Consider the following 20,059-nt stretch of genomic DNA (forward strand, 5'->3'; position numbering starts at 1 on the left):
AGAGAAAGAGAAGCATCATGAAGCACCGCATCACCCGCTGTCGAAGCGCGGCCGCCGCCCTCAGCGCGTGCCTGCTCCTCACCGCCTGCTCCGCGCCGGCGGAAGAACCAAGCTCCACGGACCCTGCTGCTCCGCAGGAGCAACCCGCCGGATCCGGGGCCGACGACACCCTCGCCCAGCTCATCGACAAGGGCCTCGAACAGGTCCAGTCCGACTTCCAGCGCGAGGTGCTCCAGAAGGCGAAGGAGACCGGCGAAGTGAGCGAAGCGGACTGGAAGGAAGCGAACAACCGCTTGGCCCAGTGCGCGAAGGACGGCGGGCTGGAGATCGAGCTGATGTACCAGGGCGCGGAAGTGCAGTACATCTCGCCCGCGGGAACGGACTCCACCGAAGAGACGCGAGCCAAGGAGAACGAACTCATCCTCGAGTGCGAGATGAAGACGAACGCATTCATCAAGGACGCGTACGCGTACCTCAACGGGAGCCAGGGACCAGGAGAGGACTACGCGTTGGAACGCGCTGTGCTGGCCTGCCTGATCGACAAGGAACTCGTGCCGGAAGGCACCACCCTGGAACAGTTCCTCGCGTCCATGAACAACGACGATGCGACCTCTCGCACGGACGAGAGTTCCACTGAGGGGAATGAAGAGTACGACGCCTGTTGGCGCGAGAACATCTGACAGCGAGCTTCACTTCGAGTAGCGGATCGGGAGGAGCAAAGGATCCCGCAGTCGGCTGAGGCTGCGGCGTCCTTTGCATGGGAAGAATGGGTGCCGACCATTGTGCCCCGGAGGCCCTCCAACGCCGCGATCTAGAATCGTCGACATGGAACGAGCGCGTGCAGACGTAGCCCTACATGCTCCGGAGAACGAGGACGGGTTCCGCGGAGTCAGCGAAGCGCATGCCTGGCAAGAACGCGGCACGCGCATCCTGGACGAAGTTAGATCGAGCGGGCCCTTTGAGGCGATCGACGTCGAAGACCCGTGGAGCGCTGCTTCCCTCGACTCGACCGAGCGCAGGATGCTGGAGAACTGGTCAACAGCGGAAGACATCCCTGCGGAGGTCCGTTCGCAGTACGAGCTGTTCCTCGGCGAAGGTCTGCGACGACGTTTCGGCGGCGAATGGGAGTCACTGACACCGGGACTGCTCGGGGCCGCCTCGGAGGACCAGCCTGCCGGACGGGGCGTCCGATACCGGACCACCGGCACGATCGACGTCGTCTCGAGCCTCGTCGCCCAGGCATACCGCGCAGGAACAGGCACCTGGTGGTCTTCGAGCTTCGAGACCACCGGGCAGCTGTCGAGCGGCGACGGACGATCCAGGGATCGATCGGAGAGCTGACCGCGACCGCGGCACGATGACGGGTGAACACCGACTGAACGATGCGACTCGGCATCGCGACGAGCGGAGGCCGTTCATTAGGCTCGGATCATGGACAGCGACTTCGCCCCACTGGGCAGCGTCCTGATCACCGTCATGGTCATGCTGCTGGGCGCGATGATCCTCTTCTTTGCGATGCTGGCCAGGCGCGGCAAGCCGGACCGGAACTTCACCACAGCCGACCGGCAGGACCTGCACAGCCTCATCTGGACCTCGGAAGAGACCTGGCAAGCCTCACACCGGGCGAACGCACCGTGGCTGTTTGCGGCCGCGTCCGGTCCGCTCGCCGGCGGCGCGGTCATGATCGGCGCGATGATCTCTCTGGGTGCGGGCAGCGCCATGACGTTCGTCCTCACCGTATTGTGCGTCGTCCTGTTCTGGACACTTGCCTGCTGCACCGCGGCAGGCATCGCCGGACGCATCGCAGCCAAGCAAGTGCTCACACGGAACCGGTAGGCCTCGCACTCAGCGGACGCAGGCGACCTGCTACGCCCCAGCTTCTCCGCCGGTCCCGACATGAGTGACCGGCGTCGAGTCCCCCATTGCCAGGCACAGGGTCCGCAGGAGGTCGGCGAGGGTCTCCCGGTCACCAAGCTCAACTGCGGTGAGGAGCGCGTCGTCGTGGTCGAAGATCGCCCCGGCGACATCGTCGACGACGTCTTGGCCGGCGGGCGTGAGCGTCACCAGCACGCTGCGGCCCGGGCCCGACTCGCGGGTGACCCACCCCTTACCCTCAGCCCGGGCAACGCGCTGCGAGATCGCGGCAGGAGTGACCCCCTCGAGGCCGGCAAGCTCGCGCGTGCTCAGCGTGGCTGTCGGGTCGCTCCGTCGCAGTGTTCCCAGGAGGTCCATGAGGGCCGGATCGATGCCTTTCGCCGCGAGCAGCTGTCGTCGCTCGAGGCCGAAGATGTGGGCCAGTTGCCAGAGGCGAGTCACGATCGCGACCGATGACGCATCCAGATCCGGACGCACCCGCCTCCACGCCGCGATGATCTCGTCGGTCCTGTCTTGCTTGACCATGCACCCAGTCTACCTTAAGGTCTAAACGTCAATGTTTAGGCCTTAAGGAGGAGTCATGTACATCGTCACCGGAGGGGGAACCGGCATCGGGCGCGCAGTCGCTCTCTCACTGAGCGATCATGGGCATCAGGTGCTGATCGCCGGTCGTCGAGCCGAGCCCTTGGAAGCCGTCGTCGAACGTGGTGAGGGAAGGATTCAGGCCCTCGCGTGCGATCTCTCCACGCCCGCGGGAGCCCGTGAGGTCGCCGTCCGCATGGACGACCTCGATGAGGACGTGGAAGGGATCGTCCATTGCGCGGGCGGGAACCCGGCGATGAGGTCGCCGCAGCCGCAGTCGCTGGAAGACGAGGCCGCTCTCATCGAGGAGACCCTGGCGGGGAACGTGACCTCAGCGGGACTCATCGTCGCCGCTGTCAAGGACCGTTTCGCGGAGGAGGCGTCGATCGTGCTGTTCGGATCGATCGCCGCCGAGCACGGCATCGGCTATTACGGCCCGGCCAAGGCCGCTGTCGCCTCTCTTGCGGTCGGTCTGGCCGGGGAGCTCGGCGTACGGGGGATCCGGGTCAACTGCGTCTCACCGGGCTATATCGCCGACACGGAGTTCTTCGCCGGGCAGATGACGCCGGACCGCGAGGCGACCCTGCGAGACCAGACCGCGCTCGGACGCACCGGCAGGCCCGACGATGCGGTCAAGGTCACGGAGTTCCTCCTGTCGGAGCGGAGCCGGCACATCACCGGGCAGAACATCCACCTCAACGGCGGAGCGTTCAGCACTCGATGACCCCCACCCGACCCGCCTCCGAGGCAGTGCCCGCACCGGCGAAGCACATGCGACTGCGATGCCGAAGGTTCCCGGTGCAGTGCCGCCGAGGAACTGACCGGCGTCGACGTTCCGGCCGCATGAAAGGTGCAGCCTTCATTGCATCGATTCACTCGCCGGGGACCGGGCCGATAGCCTGAGTGGCATGTCGTGGATCTGGGTAGTCATCGGGATCATCTCTGCGGTCATCGTGGTCCTCGTCGCGGGCTTCGCGATCTCATACGGGGCGATACGTCGGCAGTTCCGCCGGCAGCTCGCGCAGCAGGCGACGGAGGCCGAGGGCTTCCCCGGATGGGCGGAGGAGCGCGGCTACGCCTACTCCGAGACGTTCCCCGCCGATGACATCGAACGCTTCCGCGGCCTCGGGGCGCTCCTGCCCTTCAGCGACTTCGCTCTCTCCCGCGCCGAGCACGTCTTCAGCCGGATCGAGCGCGGGAAGGCGCGGTACCTCCTCCAGCTGACGATCTGCGCCGACCCCGGGCCTGAGGCTCCCGCCGTCGGCGCGATCACAGTTGCGGTCGCGGAGGTGGCGCGCACCGGCCGCGGAGCTGCGGTCACGGACATCAAGCATCCCGGTGCGTCTCGTGATGAGGCCAGCGTGCACGCGCACGGCCGCTGGATCACCAGCTACATCGGCCGACCACTGACCCTGACGTCGCTGGGCACAGTCGAAGACCGCCTCGAACAGTACCTGCAGACGGCCTGAGCCGGACTTGTGCTGATCCCCACGGACAGCTGGCTTCGATGAGGAGCAACGCCGCAGCCCGAATGCCGCCTCGCACTTCTCACGGACTCGTCGGAAGTGTGCGCGACTGCAGTACAGAGACCCGATGCCAAGGTCACGCAGGGCGCGGGCAGGGAAACCAGCCGCGCCTCAGGGACAGCCGCCAGGCACGCCCGAAGATCATCCACAGCGGCGAGAAGTCGCGCGAGGCTCTGGGCGCTGGGACAATGCTGCTGACAAGAGAGGCACTTTCTCGAGGATGAATGCCGTGACCCGTCCTGCGTTGTGCGTGGCACTCTCAGCCTGCGCAGTCGTCGAGCGCTCCGCGCCGGGCACCGGGTCGCGCTCCGGTGCGGACGCAGCGGCACTCGACCCCGCAGCCTGAGAGCACGAGGACGTTCCGCTCCGCCCCTCTCCTCGGTGCTCTCGCGATCGTCGCAGCCGTCCTCCCCGGGCGCGCGCTGATTCGGGGCCCGGACGGAGCCCGCGTCACCGACGCGACCGAGCAGCTCGTCGACGAGGCCTCGCCGTTGCGGCGGGCATCGCGGCGGGTCCCGTTCCTTGCCGTCGCGCGGCCTTCCGTGAAATCCGGGGGACGGTTCTCAGTCAGTCGATGCCTTCGACGATGCGGAAGTCACGCTCGACGCCGTCGGAGAGCGCGGCGAGTGCCTTCTGGTAGGCCGGGCTCTCGCGTACTGCGATGGCCTGCTCGAAGCTGTCGAACTCGACCAGGACGGTGCGCTCGGCGATGCCTGCGTCGTATCCCGCGACCCGACCACCCACGACGAGGGTCCGACCACCCCCGGGTTCGACGGCCAGGCGGGCCAGCTCGTTGTAGGCAGCCAGTTTCTCAGGGTCGGAAATGGTGCGGTAGACACTGACCCAGTAGCCCTTGGGCATGGGAACCTCCTGTGGTCGAAGGACCTGAACTGATGTGCAGATCTGGTCTCGGGCGATCGTCGGTGAGCGTGGGGTTGGTGCTATCGACTGCGGGGTCATGGCGCATCGACTCCCAAGTGGCTGATCTGTTTCGCGACGAGGGAACGCGCCTCCTCGCAGCTGATTCGTCCGAGCATCGCCGCGATGGCGAGTCCTTCGGAGGTCGCTGCGAGCAGTGTGGCCGCCTCGCTTGCCGGGAGTTCGCGCCGGCCATCGTCGGCATCGAGGAGGGAGACGATGTTGTCGTGGCGATCTTGCCATGCGGCCGTGACCAGATCGGCGATGGCCTGGTCCTTCGTACCGGCAGTGACGAACTCGTACCAGACCGCGGTGCCGATCCGCTCGTCGACCGAGCCGGGGATCCCCATCGTGAGCAGAGCCTCGAGCCGTTCCCGGCGGGGCATGCCCCCCGACTTGACGTGCTGCGCCGTCGCGCGTCGGATGAACAGCTCACAGGCGTGGTGGATCAGCTCGGCCTTGCTGCTGAAGTAGTGCTGCACGCGTCCCATCGACACTCCGGCGGCTTGGGCCACACTCCGCAAGCTCACGGCCGCGAAGCCCTGCTCGGCCATCACCGCGATCACCCCTGACACGATCTCTTCGCGGCGTTCATCGTGGTTCACATGTCTTGGCATACTCACGAGTGTATCAATGCACCCGCATTGGCTTCCAGTACTGGATCATGCTACGGTGCGATCGCATTGGAAAAGTTGACGGAGGTAGGCATGGGTGGCAAGGAGCCGGCTCCCGGAAGGCGAGGCCTGCGTCAGATGACCCGCAACGTCGTGATCGGCGTGAGCGCGCTGATGCTGTTCTGTGCCGGGTTCACAGCGGTCAACATCGCACTCCTGAGCAGTGACTCGCCGGTCGGTCACTGGCGCAGCGACGAGGCGCGGCAGGAGTACGAGCGCCTGTACGAACAGGCCATGACGCTGATGCCCGTACCGGACTCCCAGCAGGACATCCAGACCAGCTTCGGTACGATCCGCGCCTACGTGTTCGCCGGGTCGACATCTCCTTCGGGGACGGGTGATCGTGCGCCCGTGGTGCTGCTTCCCGGTTACGGTGGGCCCGCTGTGACCTGGTATGCGAGCATCGCCGACCTGGCCGCCGAGCGCCCGGTGATCACTCTCGACACCCTGGGCATGGCCGGCATGTCCGAGCAGGTCGAGCCGATCACCTCAGCCGACGATCAGGTCCAGTGGCTGCACGAGGCGCTCATCGAACTCGACGTCGACCGCGCCCACCTGGCGGGATTCTCCTTCGGCGGACTCACGGCCACCATGTACGCCACCCAGCACCCCGAGCACGTCGCCAGCCTCACCCTGCTCGACCCAGCCTATGTGTTCACGCCCGTGAACAAGCGGTTCCTGGTGGGCGGGTTCGTCGCCAGCTTTCCCCTGATGCCCGACTCCTTCGCCAGCTGGTACACCAGCTGGATCTCCGGAGGCACCGACGCGGCCAGGAACAGCCCTCTCACGGGCCTGCTCGACCATGGCCGGCGGCACTACGCCACCACGCTCCCCGTTCCCGAGCAGCTCCCCACCGAAACGCTCGCCAAGATCGCGACGCCAACCCTGGCGGTGCTCGCCGGAAGGAGCGTGGTCCACGACGCACACGACGCCGCTGAGACCGCAGCCACCATGCCCAACACACAAGTCCGGGTGGAGCCCGAGGCCTCCCACGCCGTCCACATCGAGCACCACGACGGCCTCTTCCCCGTGATCTCCTCGTTCCTCGCCGACCACGATCGAGACACCCCATGAACCTGGACCGAAGGCAGCAGTGGAATCTGCGGTCGAGAGTCGGCGCCCTGGTCTGGATGGTGCTGTTCGCAGCGATACACATGCATTGGGAACTCGGCGGAACCGTCGGCTTCGGCAACGCCGAGAAAACCACTCCCGAGGTCGATTCGATCGCGGCCGTGGCGTTCACGGCCGCGATCCTGCTGGCGTTCACGGCAGGGTTCGTCCTGATCGCACTGAGCATGCGGCCCACTGAGCACCGGCCACCCGGATGGGTCATTGCCACATATTCGTCAATAGCGGGCATCGCGCTGTGCGCCAGAGGAATCAGCGGTCTCATCGACACCTGGCTCCGAGAAGCCGGGCCCGCCGACGGAGGCATCTCCGGCCTGACCCACCAGCAGATCTACGGGGTGGCGAATCCGGATACGGCGACACTCCGGGCCTCTTGCCTCATGGACGTCAACTTCGTCGCTGGAGGAATCCTTTTCGGTCTCGTCTTCATGACACGTGAACGCGCACGGACCGATCCCGGGATGGCAGGAACAGCTGATTCCACACATTGAAGCGAGATCGATGCCCACCGAGCGACGCGGATGGCTCGGGTGACGCCCCTGGACAACGCCTCGCCGAGAAGAGCACGAAGCCCCTCGGTTCATGAAACCGGACAGCAGCGTGGACTCGTCTCTCCGCACCCGCGGCTGCGTGTGCAGGCGCAGGCGGTGACGAGGACTGCAGCCGCTCCGCTCGCTGGTCCGATTGACCCGCGTCCTGCGGTGAACCCAGGCCAGGAGGAGAGCAACAATTGCGATCCCTACGGGCGTAAGCATGCACCTCACACCCAAGCAGTGCCGAGAGGGCAGTTCCGCGCACATGTTCTCACGCTTCCTGATCACTGCGAACATTCTCGCTCGACAGGGCGGCAATATCGTCGAGCTCACTCCGCACGATATCGAGCGCCCAGCCGGGGTCGACATCGGGCGATTGGTGAAACAGGTGGAAGGCGAGTCCGTCGATGAGCGCGTGCAGTCGGCGCGCTCGTGACCGCACAAACGGCGCTCCCGCCCGTTCGGTCAGACTCTCCACGATCTGAGCACTGAGCGCGGAAAGCCGCTGGTGGGCTCGATTGCGCACCTCGTGGAGCTCCGGTATCACGGGGCGCTCCGCGACGAGTGCGAGGTTGACCTCGTATTCAGCCCGACTCTCAGGGGTGAGCGGCAGGACGTTCCTGATGATTGCGAACGCGCGCTCGCGCGGGTCGCTGCGAGGGGGCGTGGAGAGGATGCGCTCGGTTGCGCGCTGCACCATGAGCTCGGCGGAGAACAGCACAAGTTCAGACCTACTCGGAAACACATGCCTGAGCGATCCGACGACGACTCCAGCCCGTTCCGCGACCGTCCGCACGGAGACCGCCGATACGCCCTGGTCGAGGATCACCTCCCACACCGCCTCAGCGAGCTGAGCCTTACGCGCTTCCCAGTCCATCGATCGAGGCATGCGGAAATATTAGCACGTCCGTGCTACGCTGAGTGCATTCGATATCAGCACACTCGTGCTAAATCCTTTCGGAAGCGAGGTACAACCTGACATGGCACATCCGCGCGCACATCGCGATGCAGCCCGAGCGCTCCTAGTCCTTGCGGCCACCGCCGCGACCGTCAGCCTGACCGCTTGCGCCGCAGACGCTTCGAATGCCGAGCCCGAGACGAAGACCTTCTCCTACGAGGGCGAGTCCCTGCTGCTGGAGACTCACGAGGTCGCCACCACCATCACCGAAACCGACCGCGAGGATATCCGGGTCACCCGCTGGCTGGATCGCTCCATGGGGAGCACGAGGGTCATGTGGGAACTGAATGACGACACACTGGAAATCGACGCGGGATGCCACGGCATCGCGATCTGCGACGCCAGGTTCGTAGTCGAGGTACCACGCGGCCTCGAAGTCGAACGACTCAACCCCGCAGTCGACTGACCGCTCCCCCAAACCGGCACGGGCGTGATCCCGCGCTGACACTTCAGCACCTGCGACAAGAATCGGAGCGACACATGCGCATAATCGTGGAGATCATCGGAATCGTCCTGCTCATCAACGGCCTCGGCGGACTGCTCGTCGGGGACGAGTTCGGACTCCTGGGCCGCGTGGCCGACGGCGGGGCGCTCACTGCGCTGCAGATAATCGCGACTGCGGTCGGGAGCATGCTGGTCGGCGGCGGCCTGCTGGGACGAACGAAGGCAAAGACTCGTCGTAGGAACACCGGGAAATCCGACACGGATGCAGATGTGCTGGACGACCTGCTCTGACGCACCCGCTTCGTATGCACATTCCAGGACGGAGAGAAGCAGACCGGCGAGGTGATCGGCTGGTCGCTGGCGGTACCCCCCCTTCCTGCCATCCGCGTGCGACGGAGCCAACCGGAAGGCTGCGAGGAAGAAGACGACCAGGGGACGCACTGCTCGCACCGTCCCGCTCTCCGACGACCAACTCCTCACCGAAGTCAATGGCGGGCAGCTGTGGAATGCACGCTTCAGAGCCGTTGCGCGGTGGCGCGAACTCGGCAGATGCCACCGCCCTCTCGATCGTCAACAACCGGGGTCCACGTGGGGGCCACGCAGGACCTCAGCAGTCCTGAGCCTGTCGCCTGCGCGCCCACCGCAGAACCCCGCTCTCCCTTGAAAACACTGGGAGAGCGGGGCTTCGCGAATGCCGTGGACCCAGAGGGACTCGAACCCCCGACCCTCTCGGTGTAAACGAGATGCTCTAGCCAACTGAGCTATAGGTCCAGTGGCGCCGAAGGCTCGGCGACGCCGTCAAGTATCCCACACGGCACCCCGCCCGCCGGGCAGGGCCATCATGATCAAGGTCACCGTTCGGCAACATTCCCGGCAGTCGAGTCACGAACCGTCGCATTGGCGAACAGAACGAACAGAAATTGTCGGCGACCTCTCAGGACCATACTGTGAGAGTGATCTCACTCGCATGAGACCGCGCTGCGCGGCCGCCCCGGCGGCAGCCCCGCGCAGCCGTGCTCGAACAGAAGGGACCCGGCCATGAAGTCGCCGCACCTCGCACCCGCAGTCCTCGCTTCCGTCGCCGCCGCCGGTCTGGTCCTCGCCCCCGCAGCGGCCTTTGCTCAGACGGCGCCCGAGCCCGAGGAGACCCAGACGGCCGCTCCGACAGCCGCGCAGCAGAAGGCCGCCCCTGCGGAGCCGAGCCAGTCCCCCAGTCCTGCCGAGGAGCCGGCTGAGAACGAGAGCCCCGCAGAAGAGCCCGAGGCCCCGGCCCAGCCCGAGACCGATGAGAGCGAGGCGCCCTCCGATCCCCCTGCCGAGGAGCCGGAGGAATCCGCTCAGCCGGAGGAGAGCGACGAGCCCACCGCTCCCGCCGAGGAGGAGCCCGAGGTCACCGTCGAAGCACCAGCGGCCGCGGCCGTCGAGGACGTCGCGCAGATCGAGGGGGAAGACGCCGTCCCGGGTGTGACGCTCACCGTCTCAGGCCTGCCCGAGGGCACCCAGTCGGTCTCCTTCGCCGTCACCGGCGGCGCCGAGGGCGAACAGACCCTCGCAGCCGAGCCGAGCACCGCAGAGGACGGCACGGTCTCGGGCGAGGCCGCCTACACCTTCGAGGTCCCCGCGGACGCCGACCTCGCAGAGTATGCGGGCACCCGCGCCGTTGCGGTCATCGCCGACGGCAAGGAGGCCGGAACCACCTCCTTTGACATCACGCCGCCGGCAGCCGAGGACGACGGCACGGAGGACGAGCAGGACGGCGAAGACAGCCAGGACGACGGCGAGGACCAGATCGAGGACGAGCAGAACGGCACCGAGGACGAACAGGCGGGCGATCCTGCGCTCACCGTGCCGAGTTCCATCGCGATCGAGGACCTCGCCTTCCCCCTGGGCGAAGTCCCGGACGGCGCGGGCCTCGCCGTCTCCGCATCCGGCCTCGAGCCGGGAGAGCAGTACTCCTTCGACATCCTCGCACCGGAGGGCCTGAGCGAGACCCTCGACCACTCGATCCAGGTCACGGCCGATGAGCAGGGCAACGCTGCGGCCACCTACTACATCGAGTACTCCGGCGACGTCGACCTCTCCACCCTCGCCGGCACCTACACCGTCGAACTCGTGAGCGGCGAGGATGTGCTCGATTCCAGCACCGTCACAGTCACTCACGCCGGGGACGACGATGCCGGCCCCGGCGACGACACCGATGACGGCGAGGACAAGGATTCGGACGATCCCTGGGCCGGCGAGGACGACGAAGCCACCTACGAGGCAGCGATCGCCATCAGCCCGAGGACCGTCAGCAGCACCGACTTCATCAACGCGAACAAGGGCGTGGAAGTCACGGCGAGCGGATGCGAGCCGGGCACAGCCGTCGGCCTGGAGGTCTACTGGCCGGATTCTGACGAGGTTGCCTACGCGGCCGGCGACACCGCGGACGACGAGGGGCGGGCGACGTTCTCCTTCTACGGCACAGGCAGCAACCCCGATGACTACGTCGGCACCTGGAAGACGGTTGTCACCTGCAGCGACACCTCGGCCGCGGGCACCTTCGAGGTCACCGGCTCCCGCAGCAGCGGCGGCCAGGACGGCTCCTCGCTCCCGCGCACGGGTGTGGAGTCGGGAGGCCTCGCAGTGGCGGCGGCGACCCTGATCGCAGTCGGCTCCGCGACCGTCATGCTCTCGACGCGTCGGCAGATGAAGCGCAGGGCGTGAGCCGCGGCTCGGTCTACGGCACACTCAGCGCGGCAGGCTGAGTGCCGCGATGTGCGAGGGCCCGTCCTGCCCGGCACCCCAGCCGGCAGGACGGGCCCTCGCATGCAGCGGACGCCGCACCTATTCCATGAGGCGCGAGCGCACGATGAAGCGCTTGCCCGTGGGGCCCTCCACGCTGAAGCCGGAGCCGCGCCCCTCCACCACGTCGACCGTGAGGTGCGTGTGCTTCCAGTACTCGAACTGTTCGGCCGACATCCAGAACTCCAGCTCCGCGCTGCCCTCGGGCACATCCGGCAGCGTGAAGACGCCCAGCAGCACGTCCGCGTCACCGGTGAGGAACTCGCCTGCCGGATAGCACATGGGCGCCGACCCGTCGCAGCAGCCTCCCGACTGGTGGAACATGAGCCTCCCGTGCCGCTCCACGAGCTCACGCAGCAGGTCCACCGCTGCCGAGGTGAGGGCCACGCGCGAGGCTCCCTCGCCTTCCAGCGCGGGAACGGACTCGAGGACATCGGCACTCGCCGTCTGCTCATTCATCGTGGCCTCCTCGCCTCGGGTGACGCCTGAGTGCTTCGAGGGTAGCCCAGCTGAGAGGATGCAGAAAGGGGCTCCCCTCGTACGGACGGGCTCCGCGAACACCATCCGCCCTCGACCCGACCAGGACCAGGAGAGACCGCGATGAAGTGGACGAACGCCGTCTTCATGCGGGGAGGCACCAGCAAGGGCCTCTTCTTCGCCGAGCACGATCTGCCGGCGCTCGGACCGGAACGGGACGCGCTGCTCCTCGCCGCTCTCGGCTCGCCCGACCGCTTCGGCCGCCAGCTCGACGGCATGGGCGGCGGACTGTCCTCCCTCTCCAAGGTCGTCACGGTGACCGCAGCGGACCGGCCCGATGCCGCACTCGACTACACCTTCGGCCAGGTCGCCGTCGATGAGCCCCTCGTGGACTACTCCGCCAACTGCGGCAATCTCTCCTCCGCCGTGGTTCCCTTCGCCCTGGAGAGCGGTCTCCTCACGCTCGAGGACGGGCACCGGACCGTCCGCGTGCGCAACACCAACACGGACGCTCTCATCGAGGTGGGGCTTGAGGTGCGGAACGGAACAGCGCTCACGGCCGGCGACCTCGCGCTCCCGGGGGTCTCCGGCACCGGCGCCCCCATCGAACTCCGGTACCTGCACCCGGCCGGCAGCCGCACCGGCGCACTCCTGCCCTCCGGCTCCGCACGGACCGTCCTGGCGTGGCGGAGCCGGGCCGTCGAAGCCTCCCTCGTCGACGCGGCCCTGCCGATGGTCTTCGTCCGTGCCGCAGACCTCGGCATCGAGGGGACCGAGTTCCCCGCGCAGCTCGACGAGGAGCGGGAGCTGCAGGCCCTGCTCGAAGGTCTGCGGTGCGCGGGAGCTGCGGTCATGGGTCTCACCGATGCGAGCGGCGCGGCACCCCTCGCCGCTCCGAAGATCGCGATCGTCGCCGAACCCCTCACCGGGCGGCTGATCGATGGGAGCGCTGTCGGTCCGCACTCCTGCGATCTCACGATGCGCGTGATCTCGATGGGCCAGGCCCATCGTGCGACTCCCGGCACCACTGCCCTCTGCACCGCCGCTGCCGCCCAGATCCCCGGGAGCCTGGTCCGCGAATGCGTTGGCGCCGAGGCCGATGGCAGCTCCCTGCGGATCTCAACGCCATCCGGGGTCGTCACGGCGGGTGCGGCGGTGAATGCGCTCCCGGACGGGACGACGACGGTCGAGAGCGCCTCGCTGTACCGGACCGCGCGAGTGCTCATGCGCGGTCAGGTCGCAGTCCCCGCCGGCTGAATCCCCCGCGCTGCGAGTATGGCGCAGGTGCTCCGCTCACGTCCGCGTGCTCTCCATGAGTGAGGCGATCCCCGCGAGCCCGCGCCTGATCGTGGCTTCGTCCGTCGCGTAGGACAGCCGCACGAAGCCCTCACCGCCTGAGCCGAACGCGGTTCCCGGGATGACCGCGACGCGATGGTCGACGAGCAGGCGCTCCGCGAACTCGTCACTGCCGAGGCCGGAGGGCCGGATGTCGGCGAAGACATAGAAGGCGCCGCCCGCCTTGGCGCACGAGACGCCGGGAATCGCGGTGAGTCCGGCGACGATGAGCTCCCGTCTGCTCCTGTACGCCTCGAGCATCGCGTCCGCGTCCTCCTGCGGACCCGTGAGTGCCGCGATCGCCGCGCGCTGCACGAATTCGGGCGAACAGGAGGTCACGCCCTCCTTCATCCGGGTCGTCGTCGCAAGAAGCGCTTCGGGGCCGATGATGTATCCGACCCTCCACCCCGTCATCGCATAGGCCTTCGACACGGAGCCGACCATGAGGAAGCGCTCGAACTCAGGAGCCGCCTGTGCGATCGACACGTGTGCATCGCCGTCGTGGACGATCCGCTCGTAGACCTCGTCGGAGACGACGATGAAGCCGTTCTCCTCCGCGAGCGCCGCGATCGCCTGCAGCTCCTCCTGCGGGACGACCGCCCCCATCGGGTTCGCGGGGGTGTTGAGGATCAGCGCGCGCGTGCGCGGTGTGAGTGCGGCCTCGATCTGCGAGGCCGTGAGGACGAAGCCGTTCTCCGCGCTCAGCTCCACATCGACCGCGTTGGCCCCCACGAGATGGATCTGGCCCCGGTAGTTCGCGTACGAAGGGTTGGGGACGAGCACATCGTCCCCCGGATCCACTGCGGTGCGCAGGGCGAGGAACATGCCCTCCTGTCCGCCGACCGTGACGACCACGTTCTCCCGGTGCAGCGCGCGCCCCCAGCGCTCCGAGTACAGTTCGGCGACGGCATCGCGCAGGGCGGGGATCCCCGCGTTGGGGGTGTAGCGGGTGCCGCCGGCGCGCATGGACTCCACCGCAGCCTCGACGATGTGCGGAGGAGTGTCGAAATCCGGCTCCCCCACAGTGAGCGAGGCGACGTCATCGAATGCCGACACCCGTTCGAACATCGCCCTGATGGCGCTGGGCGGATACTCGCGTGCGGTGTTCGACGCGGTCGGTACCGTGCCTGTGCGGCCGAGGTTCATCGCGGGTCCTCTCCTTCGACGACGTGACTGCCACTATAGGTCGTCGGCTCACCCGCACGCAGAGGGCACGCTCTCCCTCCGCCTTCTCCCCCGCCTGCACCGGGCGCACGCCCGGTCAGGCGCCGGCGCGGCCGCTCTTCCCCTTTTCCTCCGCAACGATGCGCTTGACATCCCCGCGCAGCTGTTCGGCATCGAACACGATGCCGTTCTTGATGGTGTACTTGATCGCGGCCTCCCTGGTGGCGGTCCCGTCGACATACCGCAGAGCACCGTGGCCGTACATCACCTTGAGGTTCTCGAGCGGGTTCTCCGACAGCACCACGAGGTCCGCCCGCTTGCCCACCTCGATCGAGCCGATCTCTCGGTCAAGTCCGGTGAGCTCCGCGCCCGCGAGCGTGGCCGCGCGCACGATCTCCAGAGGGTGGAACCCCGCTTCCCGGAGCAGTTCCAGCTCCTCCACGAGACCGAAACCGAAGGTCTTGTAGATGAATCCGGAATCGGACCCCGCCGTGACACGGCCCCCGAGGTTCTTGAAGTCATTGACGAAGTGCATCCACTTGGCGTATGCCTGCCGCCACGGAATCTCCTGCTCCGTGCCCCAGTCGCCGTAGACCGAGCCGTGGCTCTCGGGGCTCGGCTCGAAGAAGTCCCAGAGCTGCGGCGCGGTGAACTCCTCGTGCCACTCCGAGTTCCGCACGCGCGCGGCATCGCGGTGTCCGATGTAGATGTTGAAGGTGGGGCTCATCGTGACGCCGAGTGCGGCGAACTCCTCAAGGGTCTCCTCCCACGCCGCACTCCCGGGTTCGGCCGTCTGCAGCCACAGGGGGCCTCCGCTGGCGTACCGCGCGGGCTCGTCGCTGTAGCTGTATCCCACGGGCAGGTTCTGCACGGTGCGGTCCCGGAACATCGCCTCGGGGAGTCCGTACCAGTGTTCGATGCTCCGCAGGCCCCACCGTGCCGTGGTCATGGCGTTCACCTGACGGACGCGCTTCTGCTCGTGGTGGCAGGCGCTGTCGAGGCCGAGTTCGTTGAGCTCGCGCAGCGCGGCCTCGAAGGCCTCTGGTTGGGCGCCGAAGAACTTCACGCCCGCGGCTCCGCGCCCGGCAACGCCGCGCACCCAGTCCACTGCGTCCGCGGCGTTCATGATCGGGCCGTCGTGACCCTGCCCGAAGACGACATTGGGAAGGATCCTCGGCGCGGTGATCGCGTCCTCACTGCTGCGCTGCGCCTCGCTCAGCGTGAAGTCCAGACCATTGAGGCAACCGACCTCGCGCACGGTCGTCACACCGTGAGCCAGCCACAGCTTGTAGACGTACTCCGCGCTCGGCGCCTGCGATCTGTTGCCGATGTGGACATGTGAATCCACAAGGCCCGGCATGACGAAGTGGCCGCGGAGATCCATGATCTCGGCATCGGGGTATCGCTGCATATCCACAGGACCTGCAAACGCCCTGGCAATCGGATCAGTCATGTCCGAAACCTGGGCGATGCGCCCGTCACGGAGCACGATGTCAGCCGGGCCGTAGGGAGGGGCACCCGTTCCGTCGATGATCATGACCCCGAGCAGAATCACGGTTCTGCCCCGCGGTGTCCCCTCGGCACGATCGGGTGCCGGGTCCTGCACCATCGAGCCGCTCGCAGTCTCGTGGTCGTGCTTCTCGTTCGGCTCTCCTTTGGACATGTGTCCGTCCTCTCCTCAGTTGTTGTGCGATCAGTTGTCGTGTGGCCGCTGTGCCCTGAGCTGCCGTATGACGGCGGTGCGGCTGCGATTCGCGCAGGGGCTGGCGAAAGCGGATGCATGGGCGCCACCGACGGGCACGGAGCAGAACGGCATCTTCTGCAGTCGTTCGCAAGCGACGCGAGCAGTTCGCCGGCATCGTGCTCTCTCCCGAACGGCGGTCCGGTCGAGGAAGCTGCGCACGAGGTGCAGATAGTGCCGGCTGGAGCTCATCGCCTCATGCCCGTTGTGCGAGCAGCATGAGCGGGGGGCGCCGCGCAGCGCGAGTCAACCGCTGGTGGCATCACCTCGAGCTGGCCTCGTCCGATCCGAGACCGGCGGTCGGGAGAGCTTCTCCACCGGACGTATGGCTGGAGTCCGCGGAGAATCTCAGTCCGCGTCGTCCGGCACGTACAGATCCTTGACCGCGGCGATCTGCCGGTAGGTCAGCGCTTCGAGTTCCTCGCCCTTCCCTGCCTGTCCGAGCTCGATCATGGTGAAGTGCGTCGCGGCGAGCTCCTCGAACTTTTCGAGTCGCTTCAGGTGCGCCGTGCCGAAGAGCTGAGTTCTCGTCCTGAGCTTCCGCACCGTCGCGGCAAGGGTCTCGTTGCCGTACAAGCGGAGATACTCGACGTGGAACTGTGTGTCGAGCTGGGCGTAGCGGAGATAGTGGCCTTCCCGTGCGGCGTCGTAGAGCTGCACAGCGAGGGTCCGCAGAGCCCCGATCCGCTCCCTGGTGTCGGCGTCCGTCCGGGAGGCACGGGCGACGCCGCCCATGGCCGGCGGCTCAAGGTACAGCCTCACCTCCGCCGCCTCGAGCAGCTCCGCGACGGACAGGCCGGTGACCTTGAATCCCTTGTTCTTCTGCACCTCGAGCTGCCCCTCGGCGACGAGGTCCAGCAGGGCCTCACGGACCGGGGTCGGGGATATCCCGAACTTCTCCGCGAGTCGCGGAGCCGAGTAGAGATCGCCGGGCTGCATCGAACCATCCGCCAGGAGCACACGAAGGGCATCTCCCACCGTTTCGCGCAGACTCCGCTGCCCCGCGAGATCCGGCAGCTTCAGGTCAGCAGAAGACCCCACCCCGTTCACCGTCCCATTCTCAGTCGCTATATGCTTCTTGCCCTCCTTGCGCAGCCCGAGCACGGAACCCAGGCGGATCAGGAGCGAACCGGTTCGGCGAGCAGCAGCCGGACATTCGAGCGGTGGACGACCAGGACTGCTTGATCACCTCGCACGAAGCCACGGTCCCGATCTGCCGGGACCTCGACCTTCATCTCCTGTCCCGCCAGCTGATTCGGCGAGCACACGTACTCTACCGAACGCCCCAGATAGGAGCGTGCAGAAACATCGACGTTGATCGCTATGCGCTCGTCCGAGGGAGCAAATTCCTCATGCTCGGCGAGTTCGGCATGGATGGGCCTGAACCCCACGAACTGCTCGTCCCCTGTCGCGCTCCTGGACGTGATCGCCTCCAGGCTGCCGGAGATCGCGATGGATCCGACATCTGCGATGGGGAGAATGTTCTCCACGCCCATGAACCGCGCCACGAAGACCGTCTCCGGCTCCCGCCAGAGCTGCTCCGGGGAACCGATCTGCTCCACGTGTCCCTGGTTGAGCACCGCGATCACGTCTGAGATCGACAGCGCCTCTTCCTGATCGTGGGTCACGAAGACCGCCGTCTGCGACAGCTCCTGCTGCAGGGATCGGATGTGCGTGCGCACCTCGCGGCGCAACGCCGCGTCGAGGTTCGACAGCGGTTCGTCGAGCAGGAGAAGCGAGGGCTCCACCACGATTGCACGCGCCAGCGCCACACGCTGCTGTTGGCCGCCGGAGAGCTGGCCCGGGTGCCGGTCCTCGAGGTGAGCGATATTCAGCAGATCCATCACTGTCCGGTACCGTTTGGCCGCCGCGTCGAGCGGTACCCGGCGCGGCTTGAGCCCATAGAGCACGTTCTTCTTCACCGTCATGTGCGGGAACAACGCGTAGTTCTGGAAGACCAGGGACAGATCACGCTTGTTGGGCGGCAACGGGATGATGTCGGTGTCCCCCAGCAGGATCCTGCCGCTGTCCGAGGACATGAACCCTGCGAGGATGTTCAGTGTGGTGCTCTTCCCACAGCCGCTGGGCCCGAGCAGGCTCAGCAAACTGCCCTTGGGCAGATCGAAGGAGATGTTCTCCAGTATTCTGTTGCTGCCGAAGCTCTTCGACAGTGACTCCACGCGGAGCCCTTGGGCGCTGTCACTCATGCGCACTACCTTCCAGGATTGCGATCATCCTTTGATACCGCCAGCGAATTTCTTACTGAAGCCGAGAACCGAGTTGGCGACCACGATCAGCAGCATCACGATCAGCAGCTGCACGACGGCGAACGCGGACAGCGCCGGATCCACCCGTGTCTCCGCGTACTGGACCATGGCGACCGGCAGCGTGGTGCTGCCCGGAGCCACGAGGAACAGGCTCATCTCCAGGTCCGCAAAAGACACGATGAACGCGAGGATCCCAGCCGCTCCCAGACTCGACCGGAGCGAGGGGAGGGTCACCTTGAAGAAGGTGGCGGCCCTCGAGTAGCCGAGGTCCAATGACGCGCGCTCGATGTCCATATTCAGGCCGTGGGCTCCTGCGCTCATGATGCGGAAGGTCCACGGGAGAGTCACCACCACATGGGCTGCGAGCAACAGACCGAACGTTCCGGTGATCGGCATGTTGAGCATCCTCCCCAGCGAGGTCATCGTGATGAAGAGTGCCATGCTGCTGACGATGGTGGGGATCGTGAGCGGCAGCGTCATGAGGCTTTCGAGACCGGCCGCGTTCTTCTTGATCGCCGACTTGCGGATGGCGATCGCCGTTGCCGTACCGATGCAGGTGGATATCACTGCGGCGACGACGGCCAGCCCGAGGCTGAGAAGCAGCCCGTCGAAGAGCTGACGCTGACGGTCGAGATTGAGATACCACTCGAGAGAGTAGGACTCGGGCGGCACCGTGAGGTACGTCTGGCCGAAGACCGACGTCCAGATCAACACCGGAACCGGCACCAGTGCAATCGCCAGGACGACAAAGGTGAGCGTGGTAGTGAGTCGCGGTGAAGTCGTCATCATCGAACCGCCAATCGCCAGCGATCGAATACACGTGGAATGATCAAGGTGTAGAGCCCGCTGCTGATGAGGCTGACGGCGATCACCGAGACCGCAAGCGCACCACCCAGGCTCCAGTTCCCATCTGTGTTGATGATGCCGTACACGGTGGGAGCGGCGAGACGGATGGAGCCCCCGCCGATCAGGTTCGGCGCGGAGAAGGCGTTCACGCAGAGCACGAAGGAGAGTGACGTGCCGGCGACTATGCCGGGAACCGTCTGCGGGAAGACGACGCGGAAGAACGTCGATGCCTTGCTCCATCCCAGCGCCAGCGACGCCCGTTCCTGATTCACATCCACGGCGTCGAGCGACCCCTGCAGGCTCAGGACGATGAACGGCAGCACGATGAGCGCCATGATCACGCCCAGCAGGAACGGGTTCTCCGTCCACCTGAGCGGCTCGTCTGTGATGCCCATCGCCTGCAGCGCCTGGCTGGCGACGCCCGAGCCGCGCAGCAGGGTCACCCAGCCCACCGACAGCACCACGCTGCCGGCCAGCAGAGGCAGGAGCGTGAGCAGCATGATCACGGACCTCAGTCGTTCGCCGGACCGTGTCATCGCATAAGCGACGGGGAGCGCCAGGACGAAGGAGACGAGGGTGGCGAACAGCGCGATCCCGAACGTCCGTCCGATCACGGAGAGATAGTACGACGAGGTCCAGATCTGCGCGTAGCTGACGAACGAGAAACCGCTCGCCTGCGTACCCGTGGGCTCATCGCCGAGGCTGAATCGCAGCACGGAGAGCAGCGGCACGAGGATGACCAGGCCCACCAGCGCCAGACCGGGGATGAGCAGGAGCCATCCCGTCAATCGTGAGAATGTCATGATC

Annotated in this window: 22 protein-coding genes and 1 tRNA gene; 11 read left to right on the forward strand and 12 right to left on the reverse strand. The window is 66.6% G+C overall.

Going from position 1 to position 20,059, the window contains the following annotated elements:
• Window positions 1-17: 17 nt before the first annotated feature.
• From K318_RS0104550 to K318_RS0104560, 3 genes are all read left to right on the forward strand, one after another.
• Entirely contained in the window at window positions 18-680 is a 663-nt protein-coding gene (locus K318_RS0104550; RefSeq protein WP_029088612.1) for a hypothetical protein, read from the forward strand.
• 145 nt (window positions 681-825) lie between these two features.
• On the forward strand, window positions 826-1,341 hold the full coding sequence (locus K318_RS24575; protein WP_156913800.1) for an SH2 domain-containing protein: 516 nt from the start codon (window positions 826-828) through the stop codon (window positions 1,339-1,341).
• A 90-nt stretch (window positions 1,342-1,431) separates the two neighbouring features.
• Entirely contained in the window at window positions 1,432-1,836 is a 405-nt protein-coding gene (locus K318_RS0104560; protein ID WP_029088614.1) for a hypothetical protein, read from the forward strand.
• A gap of 30 nt (window positions 1,837-1,866) precedes the next feature.
• Here K318_RS0104560 and K318_RS0104565 read toward each other — a convergent pair whose 3' ends face one another.
• Complete coding sequence (locus K318_RS0104565) at window positions 1,867-2,400, reverse strand: MarR family winged helix-turn-helix transcriptional regulator (RefSeq protein ID WP_029088615.1); 534 nt, start codon at window positions 2,398-2,400, stop codon at window positions 1,867-1,869.
• A 55-nt stretch (window positions 2,401-2,455) separates the two neighbouring features.
• Here K318_RS0104565 and K318_RS24215 point away from each other — a divergent pair, with 55 nt between their 5' ends.
• Both K318_RS24215 and K318_RS0104575 read left to right on the forward strand, forming a co-directional pair.
• On the forward strand, window positions 2,456-3,181 hold the full coding sequence (locus K318_RS24215; RefSeq protein WP_035280665.1) for an SDR family NAD(P)-dependent oxidoreductase: 726 nt from the start codon (window positions 2,456-2,458) through the stop codon (window positions 3,179-3,181).
• A gap of 184 nt (window positions 3,182-3,365) precedes the next feature.
• A complete protein-coding gene (locus K318_RS0104575) occupies window positions 3,366-3,926 on the forward strand; it encodes a hypothetical protein (protein ID WP_029088617.1) in 561 nt (186 codons plus the stop codon).
• A 624-nt stretch (window positions 3,927-4,550) separates the two neighbouring features.
• Here K318_RS0104575 and K318_RS0104580 read toward each other — a convergent pair.
• Both K318_RS0104580 and K318_RS0104585 read right to left on the reverse strand, forming a co-directional pair.
• A complete protein-coding gene (locus K318_RS0104580; protein ID WP_029088618.1) occupies window positions 4,551-4,844 on the reverse strand; it encodes a DUF1330 domain-containing protein in 294 nt (97 codons plus the stop codon).
• 95 nt (window positions 4,845-4,939) lie between these two features.
• A complete protein-coding gene (locus tag K318_RS0104585) occupies window positions 4,940-5,506 on the reverse strand; it encodes a TetR/AcrR family transcriptional regulator (RefSeq protein WP_035280667.1) in 567 nt (188 codons plus the stop codon).
• Window positions 5,507-5,653: 147 nt separating this feature from the next.
• Between K318_RS0104585 and K318_RS0104590 the strand changes: the two genes are divergently transcribed.
• Both K318_RS0104590 and K318_RS0104595 read left to right on the forward strand, forming a co-directional pair.
• Window positions 5,654-6,649, forward strand: coding sequence for an alpha/beta fold hydrolase (locus K318_RS0104590; RefSeq protein ID WP_051297556.1), 996 nt, complete (start codon window positions 5,654-5,656; stop codon window positions 6,647-6,649).
• Window positions 6,646-7,194, forward strand: a complete 549-nt coding sequence (locus K318_RS0104595) for a DUF3995 domain-containing protein (protein WP_029088621.1) — start codon at window positions 6,646-6,648, stop codon at window positions 7,192-7,194. The genes K318_RS0104590 and K318_RS0104595 overlap by 4 nt, the downstream gene beginning before the upstream one ends.
• A gap of 313 nt (window positions 7,195-7,507) precedes the next feature.
• Here K318_RS0104595 and K318_RS0104600 read toward each other — a convergent pair whose 3' ends face one another.
• Window positions 7,508-8,113 carry a TetR/AcrR family transcriptional regulator gene (locus tag K318_RS0104600; RefSeq protein ID WP_029088622.1) on the reverse strand — a complete coding sequence of 202 codons (606 nt, stop codon included), beginning with the start codon at window positions 8,111-8,113 and terminating at the stop codon, window positions 7,508-7,510.
• Window positions 8,114-8,216: 103 nt separating this feature from the next.
• Between K318_RS0104600 and K318_RS0104605 the strand changes: the two genes are divergently transcribed.
• Window positions 8,217-8,600, forward strand: a complete 384-nt coding sequence (locus K318_RS0104605) for a hypothetical protein (protein ID WP_029088623.1) — start codon at window positions 8,217-8,219, stop codon at window positions 8,598-8,600.
• A gap of 74 nt (window positions 8,601-8,674) precedes the next feature.
• A complete protein-coding gene (locus K318_RS0104610; protein ID WP_029088624.1) occupies window positions 8,675-8,929 on the forward strand; it encodes a hypothetical protein in 255 nt (84 codons plus the stop codon).
• A 406-nt stretch (window positions 8,930-9,335) separates the two neighbouring features.
• On the opposite strand, the gene K318_RS0104615 is transcribed toward K318_RS0104610, so the two are convergent.
• A tRNA-Val gene (locus K318_RS0104615) sits at window positions 9,336-9,409 on the reverse strand.
• A gap of 267 nt (window positions 9,410-9,676) precedes the next feature.
• On the opposite strand from K318_RS0104615, the gene K318_RS23480 reads away from it, so the two are divergent.
• Window positions 9,677-11,344: a hypothetical protein gene (locus K318_RS23480; RefSeq protein WP_051297558.1), complete on the forward strand. Its 1,668-nt coding sequence runs from the start codon at window positions 9,677-9,679 to the stop codon at window positions 11,342-11,344.
• A 120-nt stretch (window positions 11,345-11,464) separates the two neighbouring features.
• Here K318_RS23480 and K318_RS0104625 read toward each other — a convergent pair whose 3' ends face one another.
• Window positions 11,465-11,881 (reverse strand): DUF779 domain-containing protein, encoded by a 417-nt coding sequence (locus K318_RS0104625; RefSeq protein WP_029088625.1) that lies wholly within the window; start codon window positions 11,879-11,881, stop codon window positions 11,465-11,467.
• Window positions 11,882-12,022: 141 nt separating this feature from the next.
• On the opposite strand from K318_RS0104625, the gene K318_RS0104630 reads away from it, so the two are divergent.
• Window positions 12,023-13,156: a PrpF domain-containing protein gene (locus K318_RS0104630; RefSeq protein ID WP_029088626.1), complete on the forward strand. Its 1,134-nt coding sequence runs from the start codon at window positions 12,023-12,025 to the stop codon at window positions 13,154-13,156.
• Between the two features lie 36 nt (window positions 13,157-13,192).
• Here K318_RS0104630 and K318_RS0104635 read toward each other — a convergent pair whose 3' ends face one another.
• From K318_RS0104635 to K318_RS0104660, 6 genes are all read right to left on the reverse strand, one after another.
• Window positions 13,193-14,380 carry a pyridoxal phosphate-dependent aminotransferase gene (locus tag K318_RS0104635; RefSeq protein WP_029088627.1) on the reverse strand — a complete coding sequence of 396 codons (1,188 nt, stop codon included), beginning with the start codon at window positions 14,378-14,380 and terminating at the stop codon, window positions 13,193-13,195.
• Between the two features lie 115 nt (window positions 14,381-14,495).
• Window positions 14,496-15,809: an amidohydrolase family protein gene (locus tag K318_RS19400; RefSeq protein ID WP_245579796.1), complete on the reverse strand. Its 1,314-nt coding sequence runs from the start codon at window positions 15,807-15,809 to the stop codon at window positions 14,496-14,498.
• A 678-nt stretch (window positions 15,810-16,487) separates the two neighbouring features.
• On the reverse strand, window positions 16,488-17,189 hold the full coding sequence (locus K318_RS19405) for a GntR family transcriptional regulator (RefSeq protein WP_156913805.1): 702 nt from the start codon (window positions 17,187-17,189) through the stop codon (window positions 16,488-16,490).
• A 68-nt stretch (window positions 17,190-17,257) separates the two neighbouring features.
• The gene (locus tag K318_RS19410) at window positions 17,258-18,346 is read right to left on the reverse strand and encodes an ABC transporter ATP-binding protein (RefSeq protein ID WP_084499708.1); all 1,089 of its coding nucleotides are present in this window, start codon (window positions 18,344-18,346) and stop codon (window positions 17,258-17,260) included.
• A gap of 24 nt (window positions 18,347-18,370) precedes the next feature.
• Window positions 18,371-19,192: an ABC transporter permease gene (locus K318_RS19415; protein WP_051297561.1), complete on the reverse strand. Its 822-nt coding sequence runs from the start codon at window positions 19,190-19,192 to the stop codon at window positions 18,371-18,373.
• Complete coding sequence (locus K318_RS0104660) at window positions 19,192-20,055, reverse strand: ABC transporter permease (RefSeq protein ID WP_084499712.1); 864 nt, start codon at window positions 20,053-20,055, stop codon at window positions 19,192-19,194. The genes K318_RS19415 and K318_RS0104660 overlap by 1 nt, the downstream gene beginning before the upstream one ends.
• Window positions 20,056-20,059: the final 4 nt, after the last annotated feature.

Source organism: Brevibacterium album DSM 18261, from assembly GCF_000426445.1.
Taxonomy (GTDB): Bacteria; Actinomycetota; Actinomycetes; order Actinomycetales; family Brevibacteriaceae; genus Brevibacterium; species Brevibacterium album.